Raw genomic sequence first — 19,468 nt, 5'->3', positions numbered from 1 at the left:
TGATCATAGAACGGACAAATCGTTTTCTTTGTAATATTAATGCTTTATTGGCTCTTTAGAACAGCTTCGCCTGTCTCATACGATAAAGCTACATCGAGCACCCATTGCCCTGCTTCCGCTTTCGGGTTATCGGGCTTAATGGCTTCATTCTCAATTAGACCAATGTCCATCTTTCCATTTCCATCAAAATCATCAATGAGAAGACGCGCTCCTGGCATGCCCCAAGGGCCAAAACTTGAAAGCCACTGGTAGTTATCCTGCTCATCGCGGAGGTAGACGGTAAATGTTTGTCTCACATCATCCCAATGCAGGGCATCTTCACGACCATCGCCGTTGAAATCACCTAGACGAATTTCACCTGAATCGACTGGTATCCCTAGACTAATGCGCTTGAATTTCCATTTGCCTTCCGCGCTCACGTATTCAAGACGAACACCTGAATCCGCATTTTTTTTCGGGACGAATAAGGATTCTGGCGATTCCTTCGACTCTTTGGTCACACTCAAGTGACGGAAAGGTAGCGACTTCGCTTTTAGTGGTGCAATCGATTTAAGTTCACCTTGCCGCATATGATAGCCATACAGCTTTGACATATCTTTGGAAACCCCTGCGATAACACATTCACCTTTTGCGGGCTTGAATGCTTGCACATCGTTCCACTCTTCATTCACTTGAACATTCCAAGATTGATAAAAGAGGAACTGCTGGCCATTGGAATGATAGGCTTCAATCTTCCCGTTTGCTCGAAGAATCCACAAATCTTTCTTCCCGTCCTCATTATCATCAACGAGTGTGAATTGATCCCCTTTATTTCGGGTCGTACGGAGCCAAGTCTGTGGTGCAGACTGCTCGATATTACGTACATCGCGGAACTCACCTTTTTGCACGATAAAATCGCCATTATCCATCCATCGAACTACAGCACTTTCTCCCCTACCCGTCACATCTCCAGTACGGATTCTTGCCGCACCTTTATCAAGTCCCAATGGAATAGAATTCGCCGGTGTAAAAGGCGTTACATCATGAATCGTTGAGAAGGTGTAGCCCTTTCCCTTCATCTCATGAACAATGCGCTGCAATTTACTCTTATTGGAGCCAATATACGAATATTCAGGTATTCCATCTCGAAGAACAGGCTCTCCTGCACTGTCCTTAACAGGCTGTAAGAATTTGAATTCCAAAAACGGATGATAGAAAAAGGAAGCTAACTTCTTCTGCCCAACTTGATTCAAAATGATTTTCTCATCCTGATTATAAGGAACATAAGAAAAAGGAGTAGGAACATAAACAGCCCCGAGAGAACTGGATCCAAACCCAGTTGGACGTTCATTTTTCACATTGACATACGCTTGATTTGGTTTTTCTAATTCGTTCTCGTACAAAACACCAAAGTAGGACCGGAACACCTTATCCTGCCCAGTTGCAAAATGATAATGTGGTGCCTCCCAAAACTTCGGAATGAATCCAGCAGACTTGAAGATTCGAAGACCTGCCTCTATCCGTTCTTTTGCAAATTCAGCCGTTGAAGTCTCAGGTACGTTATTAACATCGAGCTCATTACCGATTCCAGATTCATGATGACCATCTGTACGACGAATTGTGCCTACTTGATGCGTATACCCGTGCATGCCAATGACGTTGCCATTCTCTTCTTCATGGTGTAGGACACGGTTAAACGCCTGGATATAAGGATCATTGACTTGATCTAATGATTTGTCGTAAACACGATTATCCTCTGTAATATTGAGCCAGCGTGGAATAACCGCTAAGTGAACTTTAACTTGCTGTTCATTGAGATAATCTAACACTGCACGTAGTTTACCCAGGTTCTCTAAGCTGTCAAATTGCCCACCTGGTCCAATATCCTCCAAGCGAAGCAGCATCATCTTCGGATCGCTAGGTTCACCCGATACCGGAACCATACGAAAAACGTCCAATGTCACTAGGACAACCAACCAAATCATCAAATAACGCCAAAAACGTAATTTCTGCAACATCCGAATGAAGCACCTCTCATGAATACGTATAATTGCGATCTGCTCTCGCTTTCTAACAATATATCACGAAATAATCAGATCGAATATACGATTCATGAGAGGAATTAGGACGATTATCCTAAAAATGCATTCAACATCCATACATGCTTGTCTAAATTTCCTGCAATTTCCAAAAACATATCAGATGTGGAATCATCTCCTGCAGCTTGTGCAATCTCCATACCTTCTTTTAACTCTTGAATAAGAACGCCAAAATCTTGAATAATTGCTGCAACCATTTGGTTCGCATTCTCATTATAAGTTGCTTCTTGGATCGAAGTCAGCTTCAAATACTCGGATAAGGTAGCTGCAGGTCTGCCTTTAATGGCAAGCAATCGCTCCGCTAATTCATCCACATGTCCGCCTGCTTCATTATACAATTCTTCAAATTTTGCATGCAGTGTGAAGAAATGAGTTCCTTTTACATACCAGTGGTAATTGTGTAATTTCGTGTAAAGTACTTGCCAGTTCGCGATTTGTTTGTTCAATACTTGCTCCAAAGTTTTGTTTGTTGTCATTGCTGTTGTTGCCATGATTCATCATCCTCTTTTCGTTTATTTTAGTATTACCCAAATATCACTCGATCTATTATTAAATTTAGACTTAATCTAAATCCTTGAGTTTATATTAACACATCCATTTCTATAAATCATGAAGATTCAATGAAGTTTTTGCGATACATAACAAAGAAGCGCTCATGTATCGCCTAGATGATCCGCAGATCATCGGCAACATGGCGCTTCTAAAAGTATGACTATCTATTTGATAACAGCTTCAATTTGCTTCATCATTTCCGTTACAGAGATTAAGCCACCACCAGAGAGATACCAGTAATCAGAATCTAGATAAACAATATGCTGAGCTTTATACGCATTCGTCTTCTTCACTAGCTCATTCTCAATGAAATCTTTAACCGCGGATTTACCTCCAACCGCAGCCGTACGGTCTACAACAAATAGGTAATCTGGATTTTTCTCAGCAACATATTCGAAAGTGACAGGTTTACCGTGTGTAGATACTTCAATATTCGTATCAACAGCTTTGAATCCCATGACATCATGGATCAATCCAAATCTAGATTTTTCCCCATAAGCACTAATTTTTCCGTCATTAGCCAAAAGAATCAATGCGTTCTTTCCACTTGCTTTCGCTTTGTCACTCGTAGTCTTAATTACGTTATTGATTTGAGCTAACTCTTTCGTAACTTCCGCTTCTTTTCCAAAAATCTTACCGATTGTGTTTATGTTTTCTGTAAAAGATTCCATGAATTTATCTGTATCGACACCTTGATAAATCGTTGGGGCAATTTTATTAAATTCTTCGTATTGATCGGATTGTCTGCCTGAGATAATGATCAAATCTGGTTTAGAAGCATGGATTTTCTCAAAATCTGGCTCTTTAAGTCCACCTGCATTCACATATTTATCATCTTTATACTTGGATAAATAAGCTGGAAGGTTGGTCTTTGGTAACCCTAGAACCTCAACACCCAATTTGTCTAGTGTATCTAGTGTACCATAGTCAAATACAACAACTTTTTTCGGGTTTTTCTTAATCTTCGTCTCGCCTAATTTATGTTTAATCGTCAGTTCTTCACTACTGCCACCAGCTGGAGTAGATTCCTTAGACGCTTCTTTTGAACCACAAGCAACCAGACTGACTGAAAGTAATGCGATGAATAATACCATGAATAATTTTTTCATATCCAACACCTCTACCTTAAATTTTTTAGAAGTACACACAAATTTTTTGATTATTTATATTTTCAATTTGAATATCCATATCATAAATATCATGAAGTACTTGAGAATCAATGATGGAATCAGTAGGACCTTCCTTAACAACTCTGCCGTTTTTAAGAGCGACAATATAGTCGGAATAGCAGGAAGCAAAGTTAATATCGTGAATCACAATGACAATCGTCTTACCAAGCTCATCTACAAGTCTTCTTAATATTTTCATGATTTGAACGGAATGCTTCATATCTAGATTATTGAGCGGTTCATCCAGCAAAATATATTCCGTGTTCTGCGCAATAACCATTGCAATATGCGCTCTTTGCTTCTGTCCACCACTTAATTGGTCCATGTATTGATGCTGGATATCCGTTAAATCCATAAATGCAATCGCCTCATCCACATGCTTCCAATCTTCTGCAGTAAGTCTTCCTTGGGAATAAGGGAATCGTCCGAAGGAAACAAGCTCACGAATCGTCAGGCGTAAGGTAATATGGTTGATCTGTTTAAGAATAGATATCATCTTCGCTAAGTCATTACTCTTGCATTTCGCTATATCTTGACCATTAATGGTTACTTCGCCCTCATCCTGTGATATAAGACGACTTATGATCGAGATCAGCGTACTCTTACCTGCACCATTAGGACCAATGAACGAAGTGATCTTTCCTTTGGCAATGTGAAGTGATACTTGATCTACCACTTTCTTATCGCCATATTGCTTTGATATATTCTTCACTTCAATCATGACTTAGTCCCCTTTAGCAGCAGATAAATAAAATAGATTCCACCTACGAAATTAATAATGACACTTAATGTAGTAGAGAAGGTAAAGACGCGTTCAACAATGAGCTGTCCCCCTACCAAAGCGATGATACTAACTAGCATGGAACCTATGATTATATATTGATGCTTATAGGTTCTTATAAATTGATAAGTCACATTGACTACGAGTAACCCCAAGAACGTGATCGGTCCGACTAAAGCGGTAGATATCGAGATAAGGATCGCCACGATAATCAGTAACCTTTTGACAATAGAATCATAAGGAACACCCAGACTTACGGCCTCATCTTTACCCAACGACAATACATCTAGATACTTAAAGAATCGCATAAAGTAAAGAACGACTAGTACAATTAGAATGCTAGAAATCACAAGCAGATTGGTCTTGATATTATTGAAACTAGCAAACATCTTATCTTGAATGATCAAGAACTCATTCGGATTGATGAGGACCTGCATAAATGAACTTAAGCTTTGAAATAATGTCCCAAAAATAATTCCTATTAATAGAAGAAAATAAATATTAGACCCTTTACGCTTAAATAACACACGAAATAGTAGAGCAGCGAATAAAACCATCAGACTAACACAGATGATGAAATTCAGATTACGATTCATGACCATAGGACTCATAGAGCCGAACAAGAATACGACAATCGTCTGAATTAACATGTACAACGAATCTAGTCCAATCAAACTCGGTGTTAGAATTCGGTTATTCGTAATCGTCTGAAAAATGACCGTAGATAAGGCAATCACTGCACCCGTTAAAACAATTGCAATGACTTTCATTCCTCTGCGAGGAAGTACATAATCCCAATTCGGTCCTATTTTGAAAAATAAGAAGGTTGCTATCAATACCAGGGATAGGATACCAAGGGCATATAACTTCCCTTTGTTATGCATAAGCTTTTCTCCTCATTAACAAGTAAATGAATATCACACTACCAATAACTCCAACGGTAAGGCTGATTGGAATCTCGTATGGGAAAATAATGACACGGCCTAAAATATCACAAGCGAGTAAGAAGACAGCTCCGAGTAAAGCCGTAAGCGGCAGACTCTTCTTTAAATGATCACCCTGGAAGATTGTAACGATATTCGGAATAATCAAGCCTAGGAACGGAATTACACCAACCGTAAGAATAACGGATGCTGTCATTAGTGCCACGAGAATTAACCCAATACTCACAACCTGCTTGTAATTCAAACCTAAATTCTTTGAAAATTCTTCTCCCATTCCCGCGACTGTAAATTTATTGGCGAACAGATATGCAAGAATCACAATGGGAACACTGATATACATAAGCTCGTATCTGCCTTTCATCACCATAGAAAAATCTCCTAACAGCCACGAAGAAATATTCTGAATCAAATCGTATTTGTAAGCGATAAAAGTAGAGACCGAGTTGATAATACTACCAAACATGAGACCAACTAAGGGGATAAAAATCGTATCCTTAAATTTAATTCGATCTAGAATCTTCATGAAGATGAATGTCCCTAGTAACGCACATATAAAGGCAATCAACATTTTCTGTAATAGACTTGCGGATGTAAACAGCATGAGCGCCACTAATATTCCTAATTTCGCTGAATCCATCGTCCCAGCAGTTGAAGGTGATACGAACTTATTTCGAGTGAGCTGCTGCATGATTAAGCCGCAAATACTCATACTCACACCAGCAATAATGATACTCGCCAATCGAGGCAATCTACTCGTTATTAATATCTGAATCTGATCATCGGATAAGTTGAAGACGTCCATTGGTAATATATCTTTCACTCCAATAAAAATAGATAGGAATGAAAACACAATGAAAGCCACAAATACGTATGTAATTCTCATGTAATCCCCCATATCGTGATAATGATATTCATTATCATTTAGATATTACACTTCGCATTATAAGCATAACAAATAAATATGTCAACACTCTGGTACAAAAGAATGTCAACATATTTAAGGCTTGAGAAGCTATTTATCATCCTATTGCATTATAAATCTTGTTAATAATTGAACGGTTTCTTTTCCATATTAAAGATAGATCTGCTTGATTGTCATTTGAATGACTGGAGTCACATTTTGAAAAGCTCTCTGCGACGCTATTCTTTTATTTAAGTCCAATAAAACATTTTTAATATTAAGTAGGTATTCTGGAGATTTCTCAATGGTACCTCTTGTTGTATGCTCACTGAATCCCTTCAACCACTCGTTAATCTCATCTTCGCTCCACTTTAATTGATTCAAAATACTGATAATTGCAGTTACCAATCGCTCATCTTCTTGATATAAAAGCACTTCTTGTATATTCAGCAATTTGTTCTGAATCGTAACGAGCATGCGGCTTAATTCATCTTTTGTAATCGTAGCGACTTGCGCTAGTTCATCAATCGCATCTGCAGCATGTGCAATTGCATGTGCCCAACCTTTGCCCCTCACATAACCTCGAATGTCCCGCTCATGCTCAATATAATGAAGCACACAGTTAAGAGTGAGCGCAAGGTCCTCTTTTTCCAAGAAAGGTGACTTGCAATGTTCGCCTATGACGAGTGGAATGATGAGCACAGAGAAAGTGCGTGTGAACACACTATTTGTGCCATTCTCACCTAGTTTATAGAAGAGATGATCTTTATCTAGACTCTGGTGAAGCAATTCACGCATTTGATCGGTTGTGAACACGTTAGGTGATAACCATCGACACATGGTACTATAAATGAGCTTATCGCGAAGCGTGGCATCTTGTGATCCGATATGCTTCATCATCAGCTGCGCTAGTTCCCAAGGATTGTGGTCAGAGGGGACTTGATGCCCATTTGCCTCGATATGTAATAAGATCTGTTTCAATTGCTCGGCTTCCAGTTCATATTCCGTACGATCTGAGTCAAGCAGCTTTTTGCACATCCCAATCTCATCACCGAATATAGAACCGTTTACTTCAAAACCCAATTGCTCATATAACTGCTTGGCTTTCGGATTATCTTTATGTACAGTAAGTTTGATTTCCTTGCAGTGTGCGTTGCGATCTTTAATATGGCGAATCATCTCTATCATAGCTGCTCTGCCATATCCTTGCCCTTGATACTTCTTGTCGATAATAAATCCGTTAATCCAATATTGATAATCGGTTCGATCATCAAAAGCATGCATGATAAATCCAACCATTACATCCTCATTGTAGATGGCAAAAGGTACATATGTGATCTTATCCCCATCTGGTTTAATCGAGATCTTACTTAATGATACTGCAACCGCAGGCGCAAAACGCACCTGCTCATCTGTCGTCTGTATCGCGATCGCTTCTTCCCAATTGCTGCGGTCTACCTGTTGCAACGTTATCGGCATGCAGAATCCCCCTCAAACCACTCTTCTCGCAATACGCCCATCCGAATAGAGTCGTAATATTCCCCTTGATAGATCCGACATTTCCGCATTCGGCCCTCTAACTGCATGCCTACTTTCTCTGCTGCACGCATCATTCGATAATTGCCCGACCAAGTCGTCAGTCCCACACGAGCAAGCGGCATCTGATTAAAGAGATGCGTAATCCATGCCCGAAGAGCATCCGTACCGTACCCCCCGCTCCAATATTGGGGAGTATAAATGACAATGCCGACCTCCAGCCAATTGGATGGTTGATGCTCCCAGTAGTAGCTCACTGTTCCAATAATCTCACCATCCACTTCAATAAGGAGTTGGGACTCAGGACCATCCTTTTCAAGTAGAATCGACTTCGTTATTTTCTCTACATATTCATCGTACTCTACAAATTTGAGTGGAAAATATGGTGCATCCCACTTCTTCCATTCTGGTTCCTTGTCACAATAGATGAGTTGATAGAGCGTAGGGAAATCTTCCTCCGTAATGCTTCTTAATGTAACTCCATTTTCTTTCAATACGGTTTGGTAGTTGGTCATTCATTCTATCTCCTAACTTAATTGTAGCTTCTACTTATTATAACAATATTTCCCTCCTATTGGCTTACAAAAAAAGAGACTGGGTCGTATTCTCTTTACCGAGAGTGATTCCCAAGTCTCTATTCATTCAATCGTTCGGTTTCATTTGACGCAGACCCGCAAGAAAGGAATTCAGCACGAGCCGCCTGCTTAAATCAAGGTCGAGTGGAATGCCGAAGCCTCCTTTTTGTTCAAGAGAAGCGAAACCGTGACAAATACTCCGCAATCCACGAGTAGCATGTATAGACCTCTCATGGTCTAAACCATACGCACGAAGTACTTGTAAAAAAGTATGCACGATCTGCTCTCCAAGCTCTGCCGATTCAACATCATCAGGATCTGCTGCCGGAATAGTTGCCTCATATAACCCCGGATGTTCGCGGGCGAAAGTCATATAAACAGCACTTAGCGCATGAACAGCTGCATCACCAGTTAGATCGTGAACCGCTTGAGTTAACCGAACATGAAGCAATGCTAGCCCGTGACTTTTCAGTTTTTGGCGGATCCCCTGCAAACCATTGATATGATTGTATAAGGAAGGCGGACGAATATTGAATTTTTGTGCAATGGCTGCAAGTGTGACTTGTTCAAAGCCCTGCGTATCAGCAATGATTGTAGCCGCATCTAGAATAGTTGGTAGATCAAGCCCGATTCGTGGTGACATACATTAATGGCTCCTTTGGATCTGTGTCGTGTGTAATTGCTGTTCAGCTGTTGAAATGGCTTGGTTTATTGCAGCTTCAGGATTAGGCAGTATCTTACCATGACCTACAGCAAGTAGGGTTGGCTTGAAATCTCGAATTTTACATGCACTCGCAAGTGAAACTTCCTTACTCCATGTCGCCATGGCTGGAAAAGGAAACCACGGTCGCATTTGCCCAGATACTGCGATTCCTCCACGTAATTGAAAGGCATCTCCAGCAATCATAGCATGATTGCGTGTATCCAAGAAAGACATCGAACCAGGCGTATGTCCGGGAGTAGCAACCGCCAGAAGCGAACCAATTCGATCACCGTCTTGAAGAAGGATGTCTGGCTTAGGCATCGGTTTCTTCGGAAGACTTCCGCGAATCGGATTCTGCGGTTCACTTGGATCTAGTGTTGCATCCCCTGCGAGTAATCTCGCGTCTCGTGCTGAGATGTGAACTTTCGCATCCGGGAGCAATTTAGTTAAAGCTTCCAGTGCGCCGATATGATCGCCATGTGCGTGTGTAAGTACAATACGGGTAATAGGCTTCCCGATCTTTACGGCAGCTGCCAGAATGCCCTTTACACTATATGGAAGTGCTGCATCAATTAACGTAAGTTCATTTTCTTCTTCTACGATATAACAATTCACTGGAAAAAACCGTGGCATAAAAGTCAGTTGATAAATGGTATGTTGACGAGTGATTCTCATATTAACATCTCCTCTTTTTCCGAAAACTAATGGTGTTAGTTTTATAATAACTAATGCCATTAGTTTTTGCAAGGCTTTATTTTTCAGAATTTAAAAATAAGAAAAAAGACCACTGAATGACTCAGTGATCTTTAACCGCTCTTTAACGACTATTTTACAATTTCAACAGATTGTGTGGATGGGAACCAGAGTACACTTGCTCCGAATTGCTCGGAAATGTAACGAATAGGTACAAGGACACGATCGTTCTTCACCACTGGTGGCGTATCAAAGCCTTCAATCATTTGACCGATTGTCATCTTGAGCACTTTGCCATCCAGTTCAATCGTGACTTCTTCCTTTTCTTCGTTCCATAATACTTTGGCGCCTAGACTCTCCGCAATGTATCGAGCTGGAACCATTACACGCTCATTCACACTCGTAGGTGCAACGTCATTTGTAATCTTCGTTCCATTCAATGTCGTTGTTAGCTCATTGAGCTTCAGACCGAGCTTAGTTAGCTTACTTGCTTTCACTATACCGTATAAGCTGAAATGATCGGTGTAGAAAGTAAAGGATTTACGAAGTGCGTCGTATTCTCCACCCATTTTCACCATACTTACATGGCCTTTATCGTCAGTTACATAACGAACAGCCGTTAAATTATCAATATCTGAGCTGGATAGGGTAAGTGATGACAAGTCAATGGTTACTGCGACTGGCTCATGGAAAGATGTGATCGTTGTCTTCGTTCCATCTGCTTTAACAAGTTGAGCCGTAATATCCACAAGAATGCCACCGATATCGACAATACCCGATCTTTCACCCATACCTGCTTGCTTCAAGAACTCCTGCTTCTCATTTGGTTTGAGTACCCGTGCGCTAATCACTAGACGAGTTCCAGCAATGCTTGTTGCAAGTTTCACCTGATCGGTTGCAAAAGCGTCAGCAGCAAATTCAAGCTTCAGGCCACCTGTTTTTAATACAAGAGGCTGCTTTTTATCCAATAATGTTTTTAGTTGATCTGTTGTGAGGGTTACATTTCCATTCGCATCCAGTTGTGGTGTCGTAGGGGTAGGTGTACTACCTGAGGATGATCCACTTCCTGGTGATGTTCCATGATCTCCGCCGTCATCTCCTCTAGTTGGTGCACCCATGAGTGGGTGTAATTCTGGATTATAGTAGGCTTTGACAGAGTCATAATTCGGGAATTGATCTGTTTCTTTAAATCCAACCAAATTAAATTTGGATGCATCCTGTCTATTTTCTGAGAAAATCGTTCTTCCATCATCCATAATTTTCAGTGCACCTACATAAATCCCGAATTCTTGGTAAGACTCGTTCGTATTGTACACGATTCTCATATCAACCTTCTTGCTACTAAATGCACTTAAATCATAAGCGGCATTAACCCAACCTTCTGTACCCGAGCTGCCAGTTAGACCTTGCTCTTCTTTCGGATTTTCAGCCGTGGTCAAGTTTCCTTTTACTGTTGTCCAAGTGTTCGTACCCTGCTCTTTCACCTGAACGACAGCGTAGTCTAAACCTTTTTCCATACTAAAGATGGTTTGGAAAGATAGCTCTGGATGCTGGGCTTTGGATAAATCCAGTTGGGTCGTCATTGTTTGACTCAGTCGATCACCCATGTCACTGTAGTAAACCTTTTGCCCCAATACGGAGGCATTACGTTCACCACCATCGACCAGCACATAACTCCTCTTCCAATTGTTATCCTCCATCAACTTCGGATCGATGAATGCACGGTACTTGCCATCAATGTACTTAAATACTTGCGCTTGTTCGGTGTTATTCGCAACATTCTTAAAGCCAACTAGAGCGTTATACCCCGGTCTACCTTGTACATCGAGAGTTAACTCTTTACTCTTCTTGTCATAAGAGTACTTCGGTTCCACGCCATTCTGATGGAAAGAAGATCCTATATTTGCGTTCCCAATATGCACAGTTGCTGATTTTCTAGAAGCCGATTCGCCAGTAATATAGACGTTAAGTCCATATTGATCTAAGATAAGCCCTTGTCTTCGATCAGATTTGTTCGTGTAGTCATTCTTGTCATTAAATACAGGATGTGGGTCCAGATTCTTATCATATCCCGTATCTCCATTGGCAAGATTGGTAAGCAGCTCTGTTCCATTGCGCAAACTAAAGGCAGAGTCGTGTAACAAATATCCTGTGTAGTCTATGTCTCCGGTTTTCGTTTTTCTAACCAAAGGTGTTTGGTCGGCATCCACTACCCCTGCCGTTAATCGGCCTGGATGTGACACGACGTCTTGATCAAATCGATCACGGGTTCCCATCGACTCATTGATGTACCAAATGACAAGCCCTGGATCATAGGCTCCCTTCGAGATTGTACGGTGCAAGTTATATGAACTTAAAGAGTGATCCGTGCCGTCATGATTTCTCCATTCCAGTAAATAATAGTGAGTGGAAACTTTGCGCCCATCATAACGAATAAATTTATTGTGTGTAAAAGGATCTCTCTCGCCCTCTGCATCATCAAAGAAGACAACCTTCTCAACTGCTGGTGATGGAGTAGTAAATTCAAACTTGATTTCTTCCGTCAGGACTTTATCTGCCGCATTCTTGATTGCTCCAATCGGAATGGTTACGACATATTTTGTATTCGGAGCAAGTGGCTTTAAAGGTTTAAGCACAAGCAATTTGTTAGTTGAAAATGTAGCAACACTTGGAATCACAGTTCCATCTTCAAGAGATAACGTAATTTTGTTAAACTCCTCACCTGCTTTCATACTTTCTTTAAATTTGAACTCGATAGACTCTTCTTGTAGGGTTCCTTGTTTCTCCGGACTCATTATGGAGTTAGAGGTTTGTGGAGCAACATACTTGATCCCTTCAATGGAAGCAGGTAATGCAGGGGGCTGAGTCTTATCAGGCGGTGTTGGTGTAGGTGAAGGTGATGGACTAGCTGTTGTCTGAGGTGTTGGTGATGGAGTAGGTGTAGCACTGGCAGATGGTTGTGGCGTTGGCGTTGGCGTTGGCGTTGGCGTTGGCGTTGGCGTTGGCGTTGGCGTTGGCGTTGATGAAGGTGTCGGTGTAACAGAAGGTGTAGGGATTGACGTAGGCTCAGGTGTTACAGATGGAGATGGAGTTGGTATAGGGCTCACCGTTGGTTCGGGTAGCGGTGTCGGTAATGGTGTTGAAGTCGGTATAGGTGTTTCGTCCCCCTGTCCTCTATCTCTCTGTGCCCGGTAGCCATTATCCGGCCTCGGTTCGCCAATTTCGGGTCTTTCCTCTATATTCTTATTCTTCCTAGGAAAGTGTGGTAGCGCTTTCTTCATTAACAGCGGCTGCATTGATTTTAAGGTTTCTGCCGTCTTTGGCTTACTTGTAATTTTAATATCATCAATAAAAATTCCTTCTTGTGGTGTATTCGTGTCGGAATAGAAATTAAACTTGAATTCAATTTGTTTCCCTGCATAAGCGCTTAGATCGAAGTACGCATCAATCCATTGCATTTCACCTGTATTAGGATTGCGTGAGCTTCCCGTTATTCCATGCCCAGGGTTCCGCAGTTCTTCACCTTGTTCTTGGTTCGGATTTTCATCGGTTGTAATATTTCCCTCAAGTGGTTCCCATTTCGCTTCATAACCCTTAGCTTTATCACGCACAAGAACTGATGCAAAATCATACTCATCATCAATATCAAACATCGTCTTAAAACTTAATAATATAGAAGTATCAGCATAAGGCTGTAAATCGATGTCTGTCGTCATCGAATTTCGTAGATTATCACCTCGCTGGCTGTAATACATATGTTCTCCACTATAAGGCTTTGTTACCTCGACCTTTTTCGGCAGGTCAATGCGAACCAAATCTGTCTCCGGATTCGAAGTTAGAGCACCAATTGTGACATCCATTCCTGCTGATCCAATTTGATCAAAGTTAATGGTCTTCGATCTGGCCCAGTCTCCACCTAGCTTCTCTTGTATAATCTCCCTTCCGATCGCACCCAACTGCGGTGAATTCGTTCCATTGATACTACCCAGATAACTACTGGACATAATCGACCAGTTACGTGCAGGCTCTAAACTTTCAGAACCATAAATATCTGGCAAACCTAATGTATGACCGAACTCATGGTTGATCAGCATCGGAAGTGAGTCTTGTGCCACGGTAACAAAATCCTCGATTTGGTACGTCTTGTTGTTCTTGTCTTTCACTTCGAAAGGAATATACTTCGTATATTCTGTCTGATACCAAGAGATCCTCCCTCTAAACGGCCAGATCCCACCGCCTCTGCCAAGAGATCCAGATCCCCACTCATCCCCACGACCTGCATGAACGAGAATAACTGTGTCAATCACACCATCCGGTTCAAAATAATCCCCGTCATGATCAAAATCATTTTTATCCTCAACATCATAATCCGCGATATTAAAATCAGGATCTTCCATTGCTTTTTTAATACCTTCTATGACTAGTTCAGCCGCACGATCCTGATTTTTATTTCCATACACCTTAATCGGTTTCGGAGCTCTATACCAGCCATGGACACCTCCGTCTATATCATAGAGTCCTCGTGATTGTTCCAAATAGTATTTACGCATCGTATCATACTCTTTACCCATCAATGCGTATGTATTCTCACCAAACATCATGTTCTGATACCAAGAAGGATCATAGCTATCGAGTGTAAAGAAGGGTTTTGTTGAATAAGCCAGTTCCTTTCCGTTAAACTCAGTCTCTTTGTAATCATCAAAGTCCATCAGAATAACTAACGGCTTTGCCTTAATGTGCCTTTTACCATCAAGTGGCTTTGAAGCCGCAAAGGCCGTTGACATCGAGCTGAAGACTAATACGGTACTTAGTAAGGTACTGATTAATTTCTTTTTCATAGAACCTCCCATTATTCTTAATTACACACCATGAATACTCAGTTCTTAGACAATCACCCAATACCCGCTACTCTTCACCCCTCTTACCTGGATTTTTGACCGTCTAATGAAACATGCAATTTCCATTCCATGATGCAATAAGGTTGATAAAACCATTTCATGTATAATTTGTTTGAAAATGATGCCCATCTCATCATACACAGTGTCAGATGGGATTTACATTTTGTTCATAAATTGAAAAAAGGACTACCCTATACAGTAGCCCTTCAAATTGAAAATATTATAAATTTGGGCTCATCTTGGCAAAAATGAATGTAAAGGTTGTGCCTTTCCCCACTTCACTTTTCACATTAATATAGCCCTGATGACCCTCAACAATCGACTGGCTAAGTGACAGTCCAATCCCCACGGATCCAGACTTCTTATTCTTCTTTCCTTTGTAGAATCGTTTAAAAATATGGGGTAAATCTTCGCGTGAAATGCCCTCTCCCTCATCACGAATATGTATTTTACATACGGATTTCCCTTCTTCTAACTGCACATAGACGTGCCCATCATTTGCTGTATGTTCAATTCCATTCTTGATCATATTCAGCAGCGCTTCCATCATCCATTCCTTATCGTGCTCCATGAAGATTTCCTGCTCCGCATCTATGACAATCCGAACGTTTTTTTGCTTCGCAATGCCTTTTAACATATCTATACTTTCATAGACCGTCTGATTTAAAGAACTTCTTTTTTTCTGAAAAACAATAGCACCCACATCAAGCTTTGCTAGCTTAAGTAAACTCTGGATTAACCAATTCATTCGCTCTAGTTGCTGGCGATTCTTTTGTAAGAACATAGTCTGCTGTGCTTTAGACAATTCACGTTCTTCCAAAATATCGTGATTCATCACCAATGAGGCAAGCGGTGTCTTCAACTGATGTGAAATGTCCGACATTAAATTAACAAGAAACTTCTTCTCTGTGACCAAATCCTCAATGTTACGCTGAATGGCAAGGCGCATGCGATTAAAACTATGCGTGAGCTTGGAAAAATCCCCTTCACTTGTCTCCGGTAATTTCAGCTCATAATGTCCTTCCAAGACATGATTAGCAAAACGTGTCACTTCACGAATTCGGGCATAAATGCCGCCGCTATATTTCCAAAACAATAAGAATAGCCCTAGTACAAACACACCAAACACGACCACCAAATAAATGAGCATCTGCTGCCATATCTCATGCAAACCAGAAAAGAAGAAAAGTGGCAATTGCTTATGATATCCGTATTGTTCAAGCAGTTCTAACCCTTTTTGCTCGTCTTCTGCATTTACGCCTTTCGTGATCAGAGGGATTACCTCCGATTCAAGATTCGGATGTTTGCCTAAGATACTTCCGACGATAGCCGCATGATTGTTAATGTAGTTTCTCGTGATCTGCTGCTCAAATTTCCAGAGTCCACCAAACATAGCTGCACACAGCATGACCACAAGCACGAAGAGCACGCCGGTATTGCGCTTAACTTCCGGATTATCATATATCTTCATCGCCTCTACTCCCTTATAACGCGCCGATCCCATCGATAACCGAGCCCGCGTAGCGTAATGATATAATCTGGTCTGGATACATCCCGTTCAATCTTCTCACGCAGTCGCTTGATGTAAACCGATAACGTATTATCTTCGAAAAATTCTCCGCCTTCTTCCATCAGCTTCTCGAAAATTTCGTCACGGCTTAATATTTTTTCAGGATGATTCATAAAAATGAGCAGCAAGCGATATTCTTGTGCCGATAGCGGAATTTCTTTATCTTCTTTTTTCAATAGAGCACGATTGACATCTAAAGTGATATTACCGCTCTTAAGCAGCGTTCCCTCTTGTTTCTGGATTTTCCTTCGGAGGACAGCGCGTATACGCGAGAGCAGCTCCCGAACACGAAATGGCTTCGTCAAATAATCATCTGCTCCAATATCCAATCCGAGTACGACGTTCACCTCATCGTCCATCGCCGTTAAGAAAATGATCGGCATATCTGAAGAATCGCGAATATAGGAGCATACCTCATAGCCATTGCCATCGGGTAGCGTCACATCTAGGATTGCCATATCAAAATCATCTGTAGCAAGTGCTTGCTTGCACGCTTCAACCGTTCCCACATGTGTAACCTTGTATCCTTCAGCCTGTAAAGAAAATTCTAACCCCAGTACGAGTGATTCGTCATCTTCAAGCAATAACAAGTGAGTCATTATGAATCCCTCCTCTTTCGTAAGTCCCTAACTTAATCTTTTAACAACGTAAGCAAGTGATCGGCTTGTAAAGACCGTAAAGCTATTTTGGCAGACAGATAACCGATACCGACTGTCATCACGAGCGGAAGGACCACCACAATAACGATAATAGAGGATAAAGGCATATACGAATTCAAATTTAACAAAAATAGGAGTATCCCAGAGCCAATCCCACCAAAGATTGCACTTAGAATACCATAAATAATACCTTCTTTCACAATCATGGCTTGTAAGCTTTTAAAGGACAATCCAATTGAACGGAGCGTCGCATATTCTTTTCTACGGAATAGAATATTCATGACAATCGTATTCATCATATTTAAGCTTCCTATAATGAGTATAACAACAACGAAACCATACAGGAAAATAGAAACCTCTAAACCCATCTTCTTCATATTGCGATTTGACCTAATTTGATTGTCAACCGTAGAGTCTTGATCTTGGGCTATTAACTCCTCCAATTGTTTATTAACCTTCTGTTCTGATATTTTATCTTTGATATAAATATCAATTCGATCGGGTGAAATATTGTCTCTAGTATCTGTAAGCAAGGATCGATATAAACCAGGTGTTGCAACCAACTCAATTGAGTTGCTTCCGCTCGTATTACGCTCTGCAATTGCGAGCACTTTTACATGATGAAGTTCACTTGCTGCATATGCATTACGAGATGGACCATCGTTCTGGCGGAAATAAACTTCATCACCAACGTGCAGTTTTGTAAACTCTGCTGCCCCATTAAGCAGTATAATAACTCCCTCTTGCTGACTTCCTTCGTCTGAAGGAACTTTACCCTCCAATAAATAACGATTAAGAAATAACTGATTATGAGTTGATAGCATATTCCAATTGCTATAGAACCCGACAAAAGGAACACCTTCGATCGTAGCAGTATTTCCGTAATAGCCCATAGCCGATGTTTCGCGGGTTTTAGGTAAGAATACCGTCATCTGTTCATTTGGATAATGGATATAAACGTCCCGGATATCTTCCATTCGTTGTAAATCACGTAGAGACCAGATCATTCTCTTGTCATTACCGTTTATGTGCAAAGTAAAATCAGGACCGTTCTCCCGCAGTTTGAGCTCATTACTCGACAAGAGTGAGACAAAACATGTAAACAGAACCAACAAGAACAGACCCATTCCCAACGAGAAGATCGTCATGAAAAATCGTCTGCGATTTCGTAACATACTGCGTAGAGCTATAATGGTTTCTATTCGGAAAATTTTCGCGAAAAGTCGACTAAGTTTTCTCCTCCGATATTTCAAACCCATGGAATATGCTTGTTGAATTCCCGCAATCGGTGAGATGCGAACCGCCTTTCGTACAGGTAGCCATGCCGAGATATAAATGGAAAACAAGCTAACAACAGTGCTTATCAGCAGAAATGTCGGTGATAGATAAAATTGAATATCAAAAACGGAGTTTTCAGCAAGGACAAAACAAGCACGATATACCCATACAACCAACCATAAACCAAATATGCCAAGGAACAATCCCAAGGGAACCCCGATTGCACTTAGCAGTGTCACTTCGATCAGCATCATTCTACGAATATTACGTTTCGTCGCACCCACAGCACGCAGAAGACCAATATGCCGGGTACGTTCCGCAACACTAATGTGAAAGGTACTATATATAAATGCAAATGTAACCACTACAACAAGGAAGATTGGGAAGTATTGAAGGTAGGTTGTATTTCCAAGATCAGAGTTTATATTCATACTCCCGCTGAATCTATAATTCTGAGTTACGTTTTTCTCACCTACCATGCCCTTGATATTTTCCCAAGTAGCTGGAAAATTAGCATGACTTGCCACTTTTAAATACAGACTTATATCCTTTGTGTCACTTATTTCCTGCATGAATTGATAAGCGAATAGAGTTTCACTTTGATTACCATAATCGTTAAAAGGATTTTTCTCTAAAATAGCCGTAATGCGTGTGGAATGCTGCTGCTTATCTTGTGTTTGGTAAGTCAGTTTATCTCCAAGTACGAATTGTTTTCCTAGCAGAGGAAGAGAACGTTTGGCAATCATTAAACCACCAGATTCATCTGGAACCTGCTCTAGAATTGAAAAGGGTATTAATTCATAAGCCTTTTGATCCATCTGCTGGATCTGAAGGATTTTTCCATTCGATAACTTCACTTTCTCCTCATGGACAAGTCCAATCTGCTCGATCGAAGCATTCGCTTTTAAATGCTCAATCACTTGAGGACTCGCATGCTTAACGATCAAATGATAAGAGCCAGCGTCCTTTTTCGTCTGTTCCACAATTTGCTGACTAAAACTAACGAAAAAGGTACTGGTGGATGAGATTAGACCCACTGACAGCATGATGCCAAGTAGAATGAATGTCGTTCGCCGTTTATTACGCCTTAAGTAATCTAAAGTTAATTTCGTATATATATTCAACGTATCA

Annotated in this window: 14 protein-coding genes and 1 pseudogene; all 15 read right to left on the bottom strand. The window is 40.9% G+C overall.

Translation table 11 applies throughout. The features are described 5' to 3' along the window. Nucleotides 1-44: 44 nt before the first annotated feature. The gene (locus tag ACSBOP_RS09665; RefSeq protein ID WP_442604198.1) at nucleotides 45-1,997 is read right to left on the bottom strand and encodes a DUF2334 domain-containing protein; all 1,953 of its coding nucleotides are present in this window, start codon (nucleotides 1,995-1,997) and stop codon (nucleotides 45-47) included. Between the two features lie 113 nt (nucleotides 1,998-2,110). Then, nucleotides 2,111-2,569, bottom strand: a complete 459-nt coding sequence (locus tag ACSBOP_RS09660; RefSeq protein ID WP_442604197.1) for a Dps family protein — start codon at nucleotides 2,567-2,569, stop codon at nucleotides 2,111-2,113. Between the two features lie 225 nt (nucleotides 2,570-2,794). Then, a complete protein-coding gene (locus ACSBOP_RS09655) occupies nucleotides 2,795-3,739 on the bottom strand; it encodes a siderophore ABC transporter substrate-binding protein (protein WP_442604196.1) in 945 nt (314 codons plus the stop codon). Between the two features lie 25 nt (nucleotides 3,740-3,764). Then, nucleotides 3,765-4,520, bottom strand: a complete 756-nt coding sequence (locus ACSBOP_RS09650) for an iron ABC transporter ATP-binding protein (protein WP_442604195.1) — start codon at nucleotides 4,518-4,520, stop codon at nucleotides 3,765-3,767. Next, nucleotides 4,517-5,464, bottom strand: coding sequence for an iron chelate uptake ABC transporter family permease subunit (locus tag ACSBOP_RS09645; RefSeq protein ID WP_442604194.1), 948 nt, complete (start codon nucleotides 5,462-5,464; stop codon nucleotides 4,517-4,519). The genes ACSBOP_RS09650 and ACSBOP_RS09645 overlap by 4 nt, the downstream gene beginning before the upstream one ends. Further along, nucleotides 5,457-6,407: an ABC transporter permease gene (locus ACSBOP_RS09640; RefSeq protein WP_442604193.1), complete on the bottom strand. Its 951-nt coding sequence runs from the start codon at nucleotides 6,405-6,407 to the stop codon at nucleotides 5,457-5,459. The genes ACSBOP_RS09645 and ACSBOP_RS09640 overlap by 8 nt, the downstream gene beginning before the upstream one ends. Before the next feature lie 189 nt (nucleotides 6,408-6,596). Further along, entirely contained in the window at nucleotides 6,597-7,484 is an 888-nt protein-coding gene (locus tag ACSBOP_RS09635; RefSeq protein ID WP_442604432.1) for a DUF2785 domain-containing protein, read from the bottom strand. Beyond that, nucleotides 7,470-7,904: pseudogene (locus tag ACSBOP_RS09630) on the bottom strand (GNAT family N-acetyltransferase); the annotation flags it as partial. The pseudogene ACSBOP_RS09630 and the gene ACSBOP_RS09635, both read right to left, overlap by 15 nt. Next, nucleotides 7,895-8,476, bottom strand: a complete 582-nt coding sequence (locus ACSBOP_RS09625) for a GNAT family N-acetyltransferase (protein WP_442604192.1) — start codon at nucleotides 8,474-8,476, stop codon at nucleotides 7,895-7,897. The pseudogene ACSBOP_RS09630 and the gene ACSBOP_RS09625, both read right to left, overlap by 10 nt. A 127-nt stretch (nucleotides 8,477-8,603) precedes the next feature. Beyond that, nucleotides 8,604-9,179, bottom strand: a complete 576-nt coding sequence (locus tag ACSBOP_RS09620) for a TetR-like C-terminal domain-containing protein (RefSeq protein ID WP_442604191.1) — start codon at nucleotides 9,177-9,179, stop codon at nucleotides 8,604-8,606. A 3-nt stretch (nucleotides 9,180-9,182) separates the two neighbouring features. Beyond that, nucleotides 9,183-9,914 (bottom strand): MBL fold metallo-hydrolase, encoded by a 732-nt coding sequence (locus ACSBOP_RS09615; protein WP_442604190.1) that lies wholly within the window; start codon nucleotides 9,912-9,914, stop codon nucleotides 9,183-9,185. Between the two features lie 149 nt (nucleotides 9,915-10,063). Further along, nucleotides 10,064-14,770, bottom strand: coding sequence for an immune inhibitor A domain-containing protein (locus tag ACSBOP_RS09610; RefSeq protein ID WP_442604189.1), 4,707 nt, complete (start codon nucleotides 14,768-14,770; stop codon nucleotides 10,064-10,066). 280 nt (nucleotides 14,771-15,050) lie between these two features. Then, nucleotides 15,051-16,301, bottom strand: a complete 1,251-nt coding sequence (locus ACSBOP_RS09605; RefSeq protein ID WP_442604188.1) for a HAMP domain-containing sensor histidine kinase — start codon at nucleotides 16,299-16,301, stop codon at nucleotides 15,051-15,053. 5 nt (nucleotides 16,302-16,306) lie between these two features. Beyond that, entirely contained in the window at nucleotides 16,307-16,999 is a 693-nt protein-coding gene (locus ACSBOP_RS09600) for a response regulator transcription factor (protein ID WP_442604187.1), read from the bottom strand. Nucleotides 17,000-17,031: 32 nt separating this feature from the next. Then, nucleotides 17,032-19,461, bottom strand: coding sequence for an ABC transporter permease (locus tag ACSBOP_RS09595; RefSeq protein WP_442604186.1), 2,430 nt, complete (start codon nucleotides 19,459-19,461; stop codon nucleotides 17,032-17,034). Nucleotides 19,462-19,468: the final 7 nt, after the last annotated feature.

Origin of the sequence: Paenibacillus sp. KN14-4R (assembly GCF_052180255.1) — a bacterium.
Taxonomy (GTDB): domain Bacteria; phylum Bacillota; class Bacilli; order Paenibacillales; family NBRC-103111; genus Paenibacillus_AM.
This window is presented reverse-complemented; position numbering and strand designations above follow the sequence as displayed.